Annotated in this window: 14 protein-coding genes; 10 read left to right on the top strand and 4 right to left on the bottom strand. The window is 50.4% G+C overall.

Annotated features, from left to right (window positions below; translation table 11 throughout):
* Positions 1-956, bottom strand: a 956-nt coding sequence (locus tag Q0231_RS00700; protein WP_299343711.1) for an ABC transporter permease, incomplete at its 3' end; no start/stop codon positions are given.
* A gap of 105 nt (positions 957-1061) precedes the next feature.
* On the bottom strand, positions 1062-2714 hold the full coding sequence (locus Q0231_RS00695; RefSeq protein ID WP_269394645.1) for an ABC transporter substrate-binding protein: 1653 nt from the start codon (positions 2712-2714) through the stop codon (positions 1062-1064).
* Positions 2715-3006: 292 nt separating this feature from the next.
* Here Q0231_RS00695 and Q0231_RS00690 point away from each other — a divergent pair, with 292 nt between their 5' ends.
* The 4 genes from Q0231_RS00690 to cueR all read left to right on the top strand — a co-directional run bounded on the left by Q0231_RS00690 (position 3007) and on the right by cueR (position 9421).
* On the top strand, positions 3007-6366 hold the full coding sequence (locus Q0231_RS00690) for a response regulator (RefSeq protein WP_269394646.1): 3360 nt from the start codon (positions 3007-3009) through the stop codon (positions 6364-6366).
* Between the two features lie 130 nt (positions 6367-6496).
* Complete coding sequence (locus Q0231_RS00685; RefSeq protein WP_299343708.1) at positions 6497-8872, top strand: heavy metal translocating P-type ATPase; 2376 nt, start codon at positions 6497-6499, stop codon at positions 8870-8872.
* A gap of 25 nt (positions 8873-8897) precedes the next feature.
* The gene (locus Q0231_RS00680; protein ID WP_269394648.1) at positions 8898-9023 is read left to right on the top strand and encodes a hypothetical protein; all 126 of its coding nucleotides are present in this window, start codon (positions 8898-8900) and stop codon (positions 9021-9023) included.
* On the top strand, positions 9020-9421 hold the full coding sequence (gene cueR, locus Q0231_RS00675; protein ID WP_269394649.1) for a Cu(I)-responsive transcriptional regulator: 402 nt from the start codon (positions 9020-9022) through the stop codon (positions 9419-9421). Before Q0231_RS00680 ends, cueR begins: the two co-directional genes overlap by 4 nt.
* On the opposite strand, the gene Q0231_RS00670 is transcribed toward cueR, so the two are convergent.
* Together Q0231_RS00670 and ltaE are read right to left on the bottom strand one after the other, a co-directional pair.
* Positions 9407-10705, bottom strand: coding sequence for an FAD-binding oxidoreductase (locus Q0231_RS00670; protein ID WP_299343702.1), 1299 nt, complete (start codon positions 10703-10705; stop codon positions 9407-9409). The genes cueR and Q0231_RS00670 overlap by 15 nt on opposite strands.
* Positions 10706-10720: 15 nt before the next feature.
* The gene (gene ltaE, locus Q0231_RS00665; RefSeq protein ID WP_299343700.1) at positions 10721-11773 is read right to left on the bottom strand and encodes a low-specificity L-threonine aldolase; all 1053 of its coding nucleotides are present in this window, start codon (positions 11771-11773) and stop codon (positions 10721-10723) included.
* 226 nt (positions 11774-11999) lie between these two features.
* Here ltaE and Q0231_RS00660 point away from each other — a divergent pair, with 226 nt between their 5' ends.
* From Q0231_RS00660 to Q0231_RS00635, 6 genes are all read left to right on the top strand, one after another.
* Positions 12000-13031, top strand: coding sequence for an AbrB family transcriptional regulator (locus Q0231_RS00660; RefSeq protein WP_269394652.1), 1032 nt, complete (start codon positions 12000-12002; stop codon positions 13029-13031).
* 63 nt (positions 13032-13094) lie between these two features.
* On the top strand, positions 13095-14105 hold the full coding sequence (locus Q0231_RS00655) for a P1 family peptidase (RefSeq protein WP_299343694.1): 1011 nt from the start codon (positions 13095-13097) through the stop codon (positions 14103-14105).
* Position 14106: 1 nt separating this feature from the next.
* Positions 14107-14436, top strand: a complete 330-nt coding sequence (locus Q0231_RS00650) for an ArsC/Spx/MgsR family protein (RefSeq protein WP_299343692.1) — start codon at positions 14107-14109, stop codon at positions 14434-14436.
* A gap of 87 nt (positions 14437-14523) precedes the next feature.
* Positions 14524-15123 carry a sigma-70 family RNA polymerase sigma factor gene (locus Q0231_RS00645; RefSeq protein ID WP_299343689.1) on the top strand — a complete coding sequence of 200 codons (600 nt, stop codon included), beginning with the start codon at positions 14524-14526 and terminating at the stop codon, positions 15121-15123.
* Positions 15120-15809, top strand: a complete 690-nt coding sequence (locus tag Q0231_RS00640) for a ChrR family anti-sigma-E factor (RefSeq protein WP_299343687.1) — start codon at positions 15120-15122, stop codon at positions 15807-15809. The genes Q0231_RS00645 and Q0231_RS00640 overlap by 4 nt, the downstream gene beginning before the upstream one ends.
* A 2-nt stretch (positions 15810-15811) precedes the next feature.
* Positions 15812-16374: SDR family oxidoreductase (locus tag Q0231_RS00635; protein ID WP_299343684.1), on the top strand; the 563-nt coding region annotated here is incomplete at its 3' end.

The following is a 16374-nucleotide window of genomic DNA, read 5'->3' as shown; positions in this document are numbered from 1 at the left end:
TCGAGGAAGATATAGATGAAGTCGATGAGCAGATTTGCGGTCAGCATGGCCAAGGTCATGATGATCAATTGGCCTTGGATCAGCGGATAGTCACGCGCGATAATGCCTTGAAACAAGAGATTGCCAAGGCCGGGATAGTTGAACACGATTTCAATAATCAGCGACCCACCCATGACAGAGCCCAGACTAAGCGCAAATGCGGTCATTGAAGGCAAAAGCGCATTGCGAGCGGCGTAATTGTAGCGCACGCGGCTGTCTGTTAGGCCCTTCGCGTGGCCCATAACCACATGTTCTTCTCCCAGCTGCCCAATCATATTATTGCGCATGGTGATCAAGTAGCCCCCGAGCGACACAAAGGCGAGGGTGCCGACGGGCATGATGGCGTGATAGGCGATTGAGCCGAAATAGGACCAGGTCCAACCCGGATCAAGCGCTGGCGCATAGGCGTATCCCGTGGGGAGCCATTGCAGCACAAGGCCGAAAACGTAAAGCGTTGTAATGGCGACCACAAGGGCTGGCACAGATTGCACCGCAAGCGCGGAAGGGGACACCAAACTGTCGAACCAGCTGCCCCGTTTCCACGCGGCATAAACGCCCAACATGGAGCCAATGCAAAAGGCCAAAATGACGGAGGTGCCAGCTAGGAACAGGGTCCAGGGCAAGGCCATCATCAAGACGTCGAGAACGGTGAGCGGGTAGTACTTGATGGAGATGCCAAAATCCCAAGAAAAGACGGACTTTAGATAGATGAAATACTCTTCGTACAGCGGACGTTCCACAAAGCCGAACGTTTCAGCGAGCGCTTTTTTCGCTTCAGGTGGCAATGTATTGCCTGCATTGGCGAACATAATGTCGATGGGGTTGCCGGGCATCAGGCGGGGCAACATGAAGTTGATAGATGCGGCCACCAAAAAGGCAACGATGTAAAAGAGAATGCGACGCAGAATAAAAGACATATGTTCACCCAAGATTTAGAGAATGGGCGACGCTATGCTGTGCGCCGCCCACCTGTTCATGCTTTCAACCGGGAGGGACTAAGCCCTCAAGGCTAGTGTCAGGATCTAGCTTTTGGGCTTTATTGAAAGCAGGTGCAGAATACGTTCTGGGTTGCCATCGTGTACGGTTGGTACAGCTTGGTCGTTGTCGGCAGAGAAGAAGCCTTCAAAACGTTTCGTTGAATATTGGTACCAATATGGGTTGTTGAACACAGCAACGTGCGGCATATCTTTTGACAAAATCATTTGCACGTCGTTCATGATGGCACGCTGTTCGGCTTCATCAGATGTTTTGAAGAAGCTATCAAGCAACCCGTCCAACTCTTCATTGGTGTAACCAGTTACTGAGAAGCGGCTTGAGCCCACTTTTGACGAATGGAACGTATCGAACGCCATGTGTGGTGTAACGCCGACAACCAAAGCGTTGATACCGGCTTGGTAGCTGCCATCAAGCAAGCTTTGTGTCCATGCAGCAGCTTCAGGGGTTGCAACACGCGCATTCACGCCTGCTTCATGCAGCCCTTCAACAGCCAATTGCACGGTGTTCACCCAGTCAGTCCAGCCGTTTGGCACGATCAGATCAAACGAGATTTGTTTGCCTGATGGTGTTTCAACAAAACCGTCACCATCGGTATCTTTGTAGCCAGCTTCTGCCAACAATGCTGCTGCAGCTTCTACATTATATTCGGTGAACTTGCCATATTGTGCATCAGCTTCTGGATTGTTCCAAGCGTGGTAACCACGGCCAAGACCAGATGGATATTGGTTGATTGTTGGGTAACCGTAACCTGCAATATCAACCATGGCTTGGCGATCCATTGACATGGAGAACGCGCGACGGAAATTAACGTCGTTAAAGGCTTCTTTGTTGCCCTCTTCGGTTGCATTCATGTTCATGTTGAAAATGACCAACGAGCCACCAGGGAACCAGTATTTGTGGTTTTCTGGGTCTTTTGCAACGTAGGTTTTTTCAATGTCGGGCAGGAATGAGCCAAACCAATCCAACTCGCCTTTTGCGGCTGCTGTTAGGGCTTGGTCGTTGTTGGCGATTTGTGGGAAGCGCATGCAGTCAACTGCAAGATCGTCATTCTGGAAATAGAACGGGTTGCGACACTGCACATATTCTTGCGGTGTAAAGCGACGGATTTCTGTAAGCGGACCAGAACCAACCGGGTTCAAGTTCAAGCTGCTCACAGGATCTTCAATTGATGACCAAATGTGTTCAGGCACCGTGTGCAAACGTGCCACATCAAAGATCAGGCCAGTGCTTGCTTCTTTGTAGTTCACTTTGACAGAGGTGGCGTCGACTTTTTCAACACTATCCAATTTTTCCCAAATCGCACGAACGTCGAGCGCTGGGTGTTCTTTGATCAGGTTGAAGGTGAATACCACATCGTCAGCGTCAAGCGCTTCGCCGTCTGACCATTTTAGGCCATCGCGAAGCTTGAACGTTACTGACTTAAGATCGTCAGAATATTCAAAGCTTTCTGCCAAACGGTATTCAGCGCGGCCACCTTGGATGCGGTTGAAGACAACGAGTTGCTCGTACATGAAGTCACGTACAGAGCGCAAAACAGTTGTTTGGTTGAATGGGTTGTAGTTTTCGATGTGCGCCGTAGTTTGGTGCGGCACGGCTGTCAAAATCGCTTCGGCTTGAGCACCGGCTGTTGTCAGCATAAGCGCAGACGCAATTGCGGGCAAAATCATGCTAGAACGCATGGGGTTTCCTCCTAAAAATATTCCTCATAATCTGCAACATCATTGATTGCGCTGCAAATCCCTCGTTCCGGATCGGTGCCAAAAATGAAACTTGACCTGGCCATCAATACCGGAAATCCTATACAGAACCAATTTAATACCTAGAGTCACTTCAACGGTTCTGAAAAATGTGCCGTAAAATCGTCAAAAGTGATGGTTGTCTTGTTATTGGGATAGAGAACAAGAGACGAAGTTGGGCAAAGTTTGGCTGGGACAAAAAGGGCGCTTTGGCGTTGTTTTGAGGGAGTATTAGGTGAATTATTTCGGCATCGACATTCTGGCGCCCAAAGGTTTGCATGCGCGCCTTTTACTGGCCTTTGCAGGCATATCGTTGATCCCCTTGCTTATCGTCAGCGCGACTTTCTTCTACGTGCTAATCCGCAATGTTGAAGGGGAAAATTTTGCCAAACTTGAATTTGTAAACGAAGCAAAACGTTCCGAGATCAGGCAATATATTCAGTTCGCTTCACGCCAAGCCGACAGCCTGAGCCAGACCAATATTGTGCGCTATTCAATTGGCGAATTTTACGGTTTTAGCTACGGGTTTCGCGAAATATCTACCGAGCCAGAAGAAGCTGCACGGATATTGCGCGGCGCGTTTGGAATCGGCGCCGGTGAAAATGCCATCAGTCGTGACGATCTAATCAGTTCTGCGTTGATTTACGACAATATGCATACTCAGTTCCACGGCGAATATGAGGCTTTTTTGGCCTCCTCAGAATATGACAATCTTTATCTCGTGAATAATGGTGGCCGCATTGTCTATTCGGTTGAAAAAGACAATTACCTTGCGACCAGCATATCCGGGGCGGTGTCCAATTCGCCTTTGGCAAAGGTTGCCCATGAGGTGTTGAACGGGGAAACTGATCAAGGCATCGTTTTTGGCGATTTTGAACATGACCCCGTGACTGGTGAGTTTGTTGCCTATGTGGCGGTTAAGGTGCGGTTTTATTCACGCCCGAGCGGGGCCGTGATCTTCCGGCTGCAAACGGATGGAATTGAGCGGATCGTGCAATCTGAAACGCGAGAGGCGGGGCAAATCTATTTGTTGTCCTCGCGTCGGCAGGTGCTGAGCCAGCCCTTGGATGGCATATATGCGATTGGGGAAAGACCGGCGATTGATCGAGCGACATTGCCAAATTCGGGGACCGCGAAAATTGACCGGGGTCTTTCGAGCAGTGCGGCTTTGGCGGCCTTTGGGGATGTGCCCGTGTTCGATGCGAACTGGCTATTAGTGAGTGAAGTGCCGTCGGCCCAAGCTTACTCAACGGCCAATACTCTAATTGGGACTGTGACAACCATTGCCCTTTTGGCGATCCCTATATTGTTTTTGATTGCGGCGCGGCTGGCACGCAGTGCCACCAATCCAATTTTGCGGATCACAAACACCGCTGAAGCGATTGCGGCAGGGGACCTTAATCGCTCGATGCCACGGATTGAGAAGCCAATCGAGTTGAAACGGTTAGCGGACAGCTTTGGCCGCATGCGCGATGCCGTGCGCGAACAGCTTAGCCAAATCAATGCCAACGTTGAGGCGATTGGCGAAAAAAACGCGCAGCTTGAAGAAGCTGACCGGATGAAGGACACGTTTTTGGCCAATACTAGCCACGAGTTGCGCACCCCTCTGAATGGCATTGTTGGTATATCCGAAACCTTGTCCGCTGGTGTGGCTGGGGACTTGAGCGAGCGACAGCGCAGCCAGTTGCAGCTTATAACGTTTAGTGCGCGAAAACTGTCGCGCTTGGTTGATGACCTGCTCGACCTTTATCGTATTCGGCAAGGGCGAATGCGGCTGGATATGCACCCGGTTGATGTGGCAACAAGTGTGCGCAATGTTTTGCAGCTGTCTGAGCCTTTGTTGCAGGGCGAACCGGTTACCTTGCGGGTGGATATTGAAAAGGATACGCCGTTGGTGATGGCTGACCCGGTGCGGCTTGAGCAGATTTTGCACAACCTTGTTGGCAACGCGATCAAATATACTGAAGCTGGCTCCATCCGCATTTTTGCAGAGGCAAAAGACGACTGGGTGGATATTTCAATTGTTGATACCGGCGTTGGCATTTCGCAAGAAGATTTGGGCCGCATGTTCCAGCCGCTGGAGCAGGCCGATGATGGGGTCGATACGGCACGCAAAACTGGAGGCACTGGGTTAGGGCTGACCATTGCGCGCCAGCTGGCGACCATACTTGGTGGACGGTTAACTGCCACAAGTGCATTGGGTGAAGGGTCCAATTTTTCACTGAGGTTGCGGTCTGCCACGCAACAAGATTTTGAACATGAAGGCGTGCCCGTGGTGGCGGGATTAGAAGATGGATATCATGAAACGCTAAACAGTTTGGACAATCTGGCCCTGACTTATGAAGCGCCCAAGAAAAAGGGTGCGCCGGACATTTTGGTGGTGGATGACGAACCCATTAATTTGCAAGTTTTACGCAATGTTTTACTGCCCCAAGGATTTGGCGTTCGCACTGCAGACAGCGGCAAAGCCGCGCTTGAGATGATTGAAGCCGCGCAACCACAGTTGATTATTCTGGATGTAATGATGCCCGATTTGAGTGGGCTTGAAGTGGCGCGACGATTGCGTGAACGGTTTGACCGGTTGGAACTGCCCATTATTATGGTCACGGCACGTAGTCGAACGCGCGATATTATTGCAGGGCTTGAAGCAGGGGCAAACGATTATGTGGTGAAACCGTTCGTCAAGGACGAACTGCTGGCCCGGATCAGTACGCTTTTGGAAGCGCAAAAAGCGCGCCAAGCAACGGCAGAAAACGCGAAATTGCACAATGAAATGCAGCGCCGCATTCAAGTTGAAGATGCATTGCGTTTGTCACAAAACCGAATGGCTGGGTTGTTGGATACGCTCAATGTTGGTCTTTGGTGTGTAGATGAAAGTGGGCGTTTGACCTATGCGAACCGATTTGCGCTCAATTGGATTGGCACCGATGTTGAAGGCGTAGATATTTCATCGCGCATGCCAGCGGGATTCTTTCACTCCCTACTTGAGGACTGCAATGCTAACGGGCAGGCGGAGCCCAGAACTCTTTCAATGGCTGGCGTTGGTGAGGTCACGGTTTTTGCGTTTGAAATGGACCAAGAAGCCGGTGGCGGGTTGAGTTTGGTTTTGGTTCCAGAACAGAGCAACGAGACTGGTTCGAAAACGGCCGATATTGCAGCACTGCAAAAAGCACTGGAAACAATTGAAGTGCCAATGGCTTCTGTGCCGCCAAGACTGTCCATGGTTTCAGCAGTTGATGATCAACCCGACCGCGTTCACTATCGCAAAACCACAGTTCGTTTAATGAAAAGCGTGCTTTGTGTGTGGCAAGACCATACGAAATCCAACAAGTTTGAATTTGCGGAAAAAAGCGGGATTTGGCGTGTTCATTTGGATCGTTCTTCGCTGCAAACGCGAACGCTTGATAAGTACTTCAGTGTTGAAACCTTGCCAACTCATCCGCGTTGGCGTGATGTTGTGGCAAGTGCTGAATATGTGCTCGAGCACTGCGCGGACTACGAGGACCAAGCGGAATTAGACAAGTTGAATGACTTGCGACAGGAGTTTGTGCAATTGGTGCGCGATGGCGCTGCAAAGTGGGGCGATAAGTCTTAGCCTTGCACTGTTCAATATTTTTTGGTGCCAGATGTTCCTAAATGTCGCAGCTGCTATGCGTCCTTGACCTTCCAATTACTGTAAGGTTTATATATGCTGTCAAGTTCAACAATTGACGGTGGATCGCCCAATGTCCGAGACGACAATCGATAGCAAATCTAATGAAAAAACATGCGGTTGCGGGCATGATCATGCACACGAAGGTGGAATCACACCTGATAGCGTGATTGACCCAGTATGTGGGATGACGGTGAAATTGGGTGCGGGTAAGCCACATTTGACCCATGAGGGAAAAGAATATCACTTCTGTAACCCTAAATGTCATGCCAAATTTGAGGCTGATCCATTCTTCTATTTGTCAGGTGCGAACAAACGAAAAGCGAAAGCTGCGCCCAAGACGGCAATGTACACTTGCCCAATGGATCCTGAAATTGTGCAAGAAGGGCCGGGGACGTGCCCGATTTGTGGGATGGCGCTTGAACCAATGGATGGGGTGCCAGAGGGGGAAAACCACGAGTTGGTTGATTTCACCCGTCGGCTATGGGTCAGTATAGCGGCGGCTATTCCTTTGTTGATATTGACTATGGGACCTATGGTTGGTTTGCCGATCCGGCATTGGATTGGCGAAAACATCGCGGTATGGATTGAACTTGCGTTGGCGACGCCTGTTGTCTTGTGGGCGGCATTCCCGTTTTTTGAACGGGGCTGGATGTCTTTGCGCACCGGCAATTACAACATGTGGACCCTCATCATGCTGGGCGTTGGAGCTGCGTTTGGGTTCAGCGTTGTGGCGACGGTGGCGCCGCAGATCTTCCCGCCTGAAGTATTGATGGGCGGACATGCGCCAGTTTATTTTGAAGCGGCGGTGGTGATTATTGCGCTGGTATTCGTGGGCCAGGTTTTGGAACTGCGGGCGCGTGAGCGCACCGGCGATGCCATTCGGGCATTGCTTGATCTTGCGCCAAAGAAAGCGCGTCGAATAAACGCGGATGGTTCTGAGTATGATGCACCGCTCGAAAACATTCTATCGGGCGACAAATTGCGCGTGCGCCCAGGTGAAAGCGTGCCCGTTGATGGGGTCGTGCTTGAGGGTAAAACCAATATTGATGAGAGCTTGATTACCGGTGAACCGGTGCCGGTTGAAAAGACCATTGGCGCATCGGTAACTGGTGGAACGATCAACAAGAATGGCTCGATTGTCATTGAAGCCAAAAAAGTTGGCGACCAGACCATGCTTGCAAAAATTGTGGCGATGGTTGCAGCTGCACAACGTTCTCGTGCACCCATCCAAGGCTTGGCCGATAAGGTTGCTGGCTATTTTGTGCCAACTGTTGTTGGCGTGGCAGTGATTGCGTTTTTTGTTTGGCTGCTTGTTGGACCACAGCCCGCAATTGTTTTTGCAACGATTGCGGGGGTTTCAGTGCTGATTATTGCGTGTCCTTGTGCGCTTGGTTTGGCGACGCCTATGTCGGTGATGACGGCAACAGGACGCGGTGCGCAAGCTGGGGTTCTGGTGCGTGAAGCTGAAGCACTTGAGCGCATGGCCGAGGTGGATGTTGTGATTGTTGATAAAACCGGAACGCTTACCCAAGGGCAGCCGCACTTGACCGATATTTTGCCCGCACCAGAGATTGATGAAGAGCAACTGCTCAGCATTGTTGGGTCGCTCGAAAGCGGCTCTGAACATCCGCTTGCCGAAGCAATATTTGAGGCGGCGAAAGAAAAAGGTGCTCAAATTCAATCTGTTGACGGATTTGAGGCGATCACCGGTAAAGGTGTTGCGGGCAGCATTGAGGGAAAAGCTGTGTTGTTGGGCAATCAGGCGCTTATGGATGGCGCGAAGGTAAATGTAGCGGCAATGGCGGATGCGGCAAATGAGCTTCGTTCAAAAGGCAAAACAGTGATGTTTGTTGCTGTTGAAGGCCAATATGCTGGCATGATAGCGGTGGCTGATCCGATAAAACCCACAACCAAACAAGCAATTGATGAACTTCATCGTCAGGGCCTCAAAGTGGTTATGGCCACAGGTGATAATGAAGCGACTGCAAAAGCTGTTGCGGAACAATTGGGCATAGATGAAGTTTATGCTGATGTGTTGCCTGAAGGCAAAAAGGATTTGGTCGAAGCTTTTCGAGCGAAAGGCCATAAAGTGGCGGTTGCGGGCGATGGGGTAAATGATGCGCCCGCTTTGGCCGCTGCCGACGTTGGTTTGGCCATGGGAACGGGCGCGGACGTTGCCGTTGAAAGCGCGGGGATCACTTTGCTAAAAGGGGATCTGGTTGGTATCGTGCGGGCCCGCAAACTGTCCAAAGCGACAATAGATAATATCAAGCAAAACCTGTTTTTTGCCTTTGCTTACAATACCATTGGTGTGCCGATTGCCGCGGGTGTTCTGTTTCCGCTAACGGGGGCTTTGTTGTCCCCCATGCTGGCGGCCGCTGCCATGAGCTTGTCATCGGTTTCGGTTATTTCAAACGCACTAAGATTGCGCGGGCTAAAGCTTTAGCCGCAAGAAAGAGAAGGAAACACACATGTGTCCTGTTGAGAAAAAAGAGTTCGAGCATATGATCGAATTGGCGCAAAAAATTGGGTTTTCGGAAGAAGACATCAAAGAATTGGTGGCCACCTATGGATGCCGTGAAAAGGCCAAGCGATGAATATTGGTCAGGCAGCGGATCGTTCGGGTTTGCCCGCTAAAACGATCCGCTATTACGAAGAGATTGAGCTGGTTCGCCCTAGTCGGGCGGACAATGGCTATCGCGACTATTGCGAAGAGGACATTCATCGATTGTGCTTTTTGCAACGTTCGCGCAGCCTCGGGTTCACTATTGAAGAGTGCCGCGTGTTGCTTTCGCTTTATAACGATGAGCAACGCGCTAGCGCCGATGTGAAAGTTATCGCCAAGAAAAAGATTGCATTGATTGAGCAAAAGATCAAAGAACTCAATTCTCTCAAGTCAACCTTGTCGGTTTTGATCGACAATTGTCATGGTGACCACCGGCCAGATTGCCCAATTTTAGATGATTTGGCGGGAAAGCGCTTAGCGTCCGATTAGGCTGCGCCCTGCGGCAAACGAAGCGTGGGTGAGAACTGATCCTGTTTCGTAATAAAGACCTGCCACTTTGGTGAATTGCTCTGAATATTCGCTCATAGGGGGCATCGGCAGGTGGGTTTTGTCGCCCGTGGCAATCATTTGTGCCAGTGAGGTGCCAAAAACAGTTCCAGGGCCAATGCCTCGCCCTGAATAGCCAAATACGGAATAGGCGTTGGGGCCAAACTCGACCAGTTTTGGCAAATGATCGTGAGTCATGGCAATGCGCCCATGCCAGGCATGATCAAGCTTTTTGTGGGCGAGTTGAGGGTAAATCGCAGCCAATTTCTTTTGCGCCCAAAACTCGTGGGTTGCAGAGGCGGCGTGGTCCAATGAGCCAACAGAACCAACCAACAGCCTGCCATCTCGATCATAGCGGAACGAAGACATGACCAATGCTGTGTCCCAACAGCCTTCAAGGTTTGGCAGAACGGTTTCACGTTCTTTGTCAGTTAAAGGTTCGGTTGCGAACTGAAAATAATGAACAAGTGTAAAGCGGGCTTGTTGGCCAAGCAGTTGGTCGTTTGAATAGGCGTTGGTGGCCACGATCAGGTTTGGTGCTGTTGCCATTCCGTTTTGGGTTTTTACCTGCCATTGTTCGAGTTGTCTTTCTATGGAAAGGGCCGGGCTGTTCTCAAACAGCTTGGCGCCCTTTGTGATGGCGGCTTGCGCTAATCCTTGACAATAGCTCAAGGGCTGAATAGTGCCCGCGCGCGGATCAAACAGAGCCCCTTCAAAAGTGTCGCTGCCGGTGCGTTGGCAGGTGGCGTCTCTATTGATCAATTCAACTGGGGCGTTGCGCTTTTTTTGTTGGGTAAACCGGGAGTGTAAGTCTTTCAAACCGGTTGATGAATGCGCACAATGCAGGGTGCCGTTGCGCACAGCGTCGCAGTTGATTTGGTGCTTCTCGATTAGAGAAAACACCAAGTCGGGGGCGCTGGCGAGAGCGGCGTTTAGCTTTTGTCCTGCCGCATGTCCCAAAGTGCTTTCAACATCGTCTGGCGGGGTCCAGAGCCCTGCATTGACCAGTCCAACATTGCGGCCAGAGCCGCCAAATCCGATGGATTGTGCCTCCAATAGAACAACTGACAGGCCCCTTTGTACCGCTTCGAGCGCTGCAGCGCACCCGGTAAAGCCGCCACCAATGATGATGAGGTCAACGTTCAGTTCACCCGTAAACGCGTCAAGCGCCAAAGGTGTAGCTGCTGTGTTGGTCCAAAGGTTGTTGTTGTATTTTGGCGCGATCATATGGGGTCTCTAAAATTAGCCGTAATAGCTTTTGAACCCATCGATAATGCGCGTCAATCCGTCATCGTCAATATCCAAATGCATTACAATGCGGACGGGGCTGCCGCCACCCATATTAATGCCTCGCTGACCAAGGTGTTGGCGCAAGGGTTCAATATCTTTTGCCGCTGGTTCAATATAGACCATGTTGGTTTGATTGGCTTGATAGGTAACTTTGAACTTGTTCAGGGCGGTCAACTCATTTGCCAAAGTTGCAGCGCGATCATGGTCGTCTTGTAAGCGGCGAACATTGTTGTCGAGCGCATAGATGCCCGCCGCTGCGATCAGCCCAGCTTGCCGCATGCCGCCACCGAGCATTTTGCGCCAACGGCGCGCAGCAGCAATGGTAGATGTTGAGCCAACCAGCACCGCGCCAACAGGTGCGCCAAGGCCCTTGGATAGGCAGATGTTAATGCTGTCAAAACGGGACGCTAAGTCGGTAGGGGAAATGCCAAGTTTTGTGATCGCATTGAAGAAACGGGCGCCGTCTAAATGTTTGGTTAGTCCGTGCGTATCTGCCACATCAAGACATGCGTTGATGCGGTCTAAGGATACCGCTTGGCCAGTGTGGGTGTTTTCAAGGCTCAAGACACGCGACATGGGAAAATGTGGATCGTCAGGCTTGATTGCCGCGTCAATGTCATTTGGCTCTAGGCCGCCGTCCAACGCCACTTCCAATGGATATGGAAATGCGCCGCCCAAAACTGACGAGCCGCCCGCCTCATATTTGAAGATGTGGTAGCCGCGGCCCACAATGATCTCTTCGCCGCGCCGGGTGTGGGCCATCATTGCAGCTAGGTTCGACATGGTGCTTGAGGGCAAAAACAACCCGGCTTCTTTGCCCAACAGTGCTGCGGTTTTCGCTTCAAGCGCGTTGATGGTCGTGTCATCGCCATAGACATCATCACCGACTTCAGCATCCATCATAAAGGCGCGCATAGCGGGGCTGGGTTGGGTGACCGTGTCGGAGCGCAGGTCAATCACGCTCAAGTTGGATTGGGCGGCAAGGCCTGACATATTCTGGTACATTTAGTCACCTTTTTGAGGCATTTGTGCGTTTTGGAGGGATCTGCAGGTTGGCACATTCTGATTTTTTCGCCAAGTGACAAGATAAGTCGGATTTGCAGAAAAATGATCTTGTCGTTTCGCTTTTATCTGCTTAATCTTTAAAGACTTAACTCGTTGAGTCTTGCCAATCGTCCCACACATGTTCGGCACACGCGGGTTATCGTTCGAACAGTTTGTGGTGAATTTTATGACAGATTTCGCATTGTGGCGAAAAACAGCGCTTGCGCTTGCCATTGGTGGTGTTGGTGCGCTTATTGCGTTTTGGATCAACTTGCCGGCCCCTGCGTTAACGGGCCCTTCAATTGCGGTTACATTAGCAGGTTTATTGGGCTTGGACTTGGCGTTTGAAACGCGGGTGCGCGACGTTTCATTTTTGGTCATCGGTCTATCAATGGGGACCAGTGTAACCCCTGAGGTTTATCAAACGGCCAAACAGTGGCCATTGAGCTTGATCGCTGTAGTTTTGGCGGTGACTTTGGGGTTCTTTTTAAGCCAATTTGTGCTGAAACGATTTTGGAAATATGACGCGAAAACAGCCGTGCTTGGGGCTTCGCCCGGGCACTTGAGCTTTGTGATTGGGCTTGGTGTAGATTCGGGAGCCGACATAAGACTTGTTGCAATTGTTCAGAGCATCCGTGTGTTGGCACTTACCCTTGTGGTGCCGATGTTGGTGGTGTGGTCTGGCTTGGCTGCAAACGGATTTGTTGTTCCCACCACGTTTATGGATTTGCGTTGGGTGGCCTTTAGTTTGGCCATGGCTGCGCTGGTTGGTTTGGCGTTCAAAAAATTTAGGGTGCCAGCCGCATTTGTGTTGGCGGGCATGATTGTTTCGCTCATTTCCCATTTGTCAGGTTTGGTTTCGGGGCATATGCCGCAATGGCTTACTTTGCCGGCGCTCACGATTTTGGGGTCAATGATTGGCACACGGTTTTCTGGCGTTTCTTTGGCTGAATTGCGCAAAGCGTTTGGGGCTGGCATGGCGATCACATTGGTCGGCGTGTTCGCTGCCATTCTTTTTGCGGTGTTGTTGGCGCAGCTAATTGATTTGCCAATTGCCCAACTGGTGGTGGCATTTGCACCGGGGGGCGTTGAAGCAATGGCGGCGATGGCCTTTGCGCTGAACTTGGACCCAACATTTGTCGCGACACACCATATTGCACGCTTGTTCTATCTTAGTTTTTTCATGCCCTTCGCTTTGATGTGGTGGGGAAAAGACTAATTGGTGATTGCATGTGATGGTGTTGGTCTTCAGCATGCACGCACTAATTTGGATGGATCGAGTATGCGGAACAACACATTGTTTGAACAATTGAGCGGTGGCTGGTGGACATTGCCATGCGGTGGGCTGAATTTGATTTCAGATGTGCCTGGGGTAACCGTTGGCCATGCCACAATGCTCGATGGAACGGCCCGAACTGGGGTAACCGCGATAAGGCCACATGCGGGTAACCTATTTACCAACAAGGTTGAAGCAGGTGTTGCAGTGCTAAACGGTTTTGGCAAAAGCGTTGGCTTGGTGCAGCTTGAAGAATTGGGGCAACTTGAAACGCCAATTCTGTTGAGCAACACATTTGCGATGCCGGTTTGCACGACCACCTTGATCAAGCGCGCTATTGATGAGAACCTAAAAATTGGCCGCGGGTTACCTACGGTGAATGCGGTTGCGCTTGAATGCAACGACGGGCAATTGAACGATATTCAAGCATTTCACGTGACTGAAGAATTGGCGCGCGTGGCGCTTGATACCACAGGCGTGGAATTTGCTTTGGGTTCAATCGGTGCAGGCACCGGCATGAAGAGTTTTGGGTATGCAGGGGGGATTGGCAGTGCGTCACGGCTCGTTGAAATCGGTGACGATCGATTTACTTTGGGCGCTTTGGTGCTCTCAAACTATGGCGCACAATCAGAGTTCCGCTTTTGTGGGAAAAAATTGTCGGCAAATAGCGATCACACACAAAGTCCGGACAAAGGATCTATTATTATTGTGTTGGCAACAGATGCGCCATTGGACGCACGACAGCTAAAGCGGGTCGCTAAGCGTTCTGGGGCGGCGTTGGGACGAACCGGTAGTTATTTGGGAAATGGCAGTGGCGATATTGCCGTGGCGTTTTCAACGTCGGGACCTTTAGGAACCCGTTTAGACGAAACTTTGTTGGACGGCTTGTTTTTGGCGGCTGTTGAGGCAACAGAAGAAGCCATTTTGTCAGCCATGTGGCACGGTGTTTCGCGTAAAGGGTATGATGGTCTGGTTCTACCATCACTTTATGAGAAACTACAAAAAGGGGAGATTTAACATGAAACTCTACGGTTTGAAAAACTGCGACAGTTGCAGGAAAGCCAAGAAAGCACTTGAAGCTAATGGCAACACTGTTGAGTTTATCGATGTGCGTCAAACCCCTTTGGACGATGCGGCTTTGTCTTGTTTTCTGCAAAAGTTTGGTGAAGAGAAATTGGTGAACAAAAAGTCCACCACCTGGCGTCAGCTTGATGAGGCTTCGCGCGCTTTGCCTGCGATGGAGTTGCTCAAAGCCAATCCATCATTGATGAAACGGCCAGTGCTTCAAACTGATGATGGCTTGTTTTTGGGGTGGGCAAAGGACGTGCAGGCCCATTTCGAGCAATAAGTCCTACGTAATTTCAACTATTTTTGAATTGCAGTAATCCACTCGACGTTCCCATGCGTAACGCTTATACAATTGGGAGACTGCAATATGCGAACGGCGTTAAAACTTGTGAGTAACAACGACCACAATACCGCTATTGAACTTGCGAAGCATCATCGGCATTTAATTGCCATGGTGGGTTCTAAGCAAGATCGTGCCGCATTTCAGGCTCTCTTCGAACATTTTGCACCCCGTATCAAAGCCATGATGCTTAAAGGGGGTGTGAACATGATGCAGGCAGAGGACTTGATGCAAGACGTAATGATGACGGTATGGAGAAAATCATCTCAATTTTCGCCCGACCGCGGTACCGTTGGTGCTTGGATTTTTACCATCGCGCGGAACGCGCGGATTGATCTGTTTCGCAAGGCATCGTCACGACCATATGTTGATGTGTACGAAATGGAAATTGCAGATGATGGCCAATCCAGCGACGATGCAATGTTGCAAGTAGAACGCGAAGAATGCGTGAGCGCTGCCATGAAAGAGTTACCGCAAGACCAACGCGACGTCATTCAATTGGCGTTTATTGCGGACATGAGTCAAAGCGAAATTGCTAAAAAGCTATCGCTGCCCATTGGCACGGTTAAATCAAGGATGCGACTTGCCTATGGCAAGCTAAAAGGAAAATTGGAGGCGGTGCGATGAAACTCACTCATCACCTCGACGATGCGACATTGGTACGGTACGCCGCAGGCGATTTGGATGAAGCCTTTACGGTTATTGTCGCCTCACATATCGCGATGTGCCCACAATGCCAAAAAGCGTCCCATAATGCTGAAGAGCTTGGCGGACAATTGCTCGAAGCAGCTGAAGAAGTTGCAGTTGAACAAGATGCTTTTGCCAAACTTATGGGCGCAATTGACGATCAAAACAAAGCGAACTTCGACGGTGTAGATGCGCAGAATGTGCACCCATTCCCTAAACGGCGCGCAAAGATCGCCGGGGATGTGCCTTTGCCATTACAACGGTTTCTTGGTACACAAGTTGCTGATATTGAATGGAAAAAGGTTGCGCCAGGTATCTCGAAACATGACATTGTTTTGGACAAAGATGTGCCATCTTCGCTTTATCTTTTGAATATTGCTGAAGGACAGGCCGTGCCAGAACATGGGCATGGCGGTATGGAAATGACGCTGATTTTGTCTGGCGCCTACAATGATCGGTTTGGTCGGTTTGGGCCAGGTGATATTGCGGATTTGGATGAGCATGTGGAACATCAACCAATCGTTGAGCCAGGTGGTGGCCCATGCATTTGTTTGGTCGCGACGGAAAAACCGACCAAATTCAAAGGCATTATTGAACGTCTTTTGCAGCCGATTATCGGAATATAATCATGGATCATCATCATCACGACGAGAAGCGCCGGATATGGATTACCGGCGCTAGCTCGGGCATTGGCTACGCTTTGGCCGAACGATTGGCCGGGCAGGGTGACAGTGTTGCGATTTCTGCGCGTTCAGAAGGTAAACTCAACGAGTTGGCGAGCGCTAGCTCAAACATTGCTGCCTACCCGTTGGACGTAACCGAGCAAAAGCGCGTGCATGAAGTGATCGAGGCTATAGAAGCCGACGGTGCAATTGATATTGCCGTTCTAAACGCCGGGGCTTGGGCCTTGATGGATGCGGATGAAATGGCGGTTCACTTTGCAGTCGATAATTCGGGAGCAACGAAAAAAGGGCTTTTAGAATTGGGATTTACTTCTCAAAGAGCCATTTATCCACTTTCTGATGATTATGTAGATGGAGCAGATAGTAAAGTAAAATGGCGTGACACCAACCACAAATTCACTGCCAAAATAGTACGCTCAGATTTGACTTTCGAGAAAGAAGCGGCTTCGATTACTTTAGGAGGAGGAACCGATTTCCAAATTTCTATTAAAGATTTGACCTCTGACGA

It is taken from the genome of uncultured Maritalea sp., from assembly GCF_937139385.1.
Lineage (GTDB): Bacteria > Pseudomonadota > Alphaproteobacteria > Rhizobiales > Devosiaceae > Maritalea > Maritalea porphyrae_A.
This window is presented reverse-complemented; position numbering and strand designations above follow the sequence as displayed.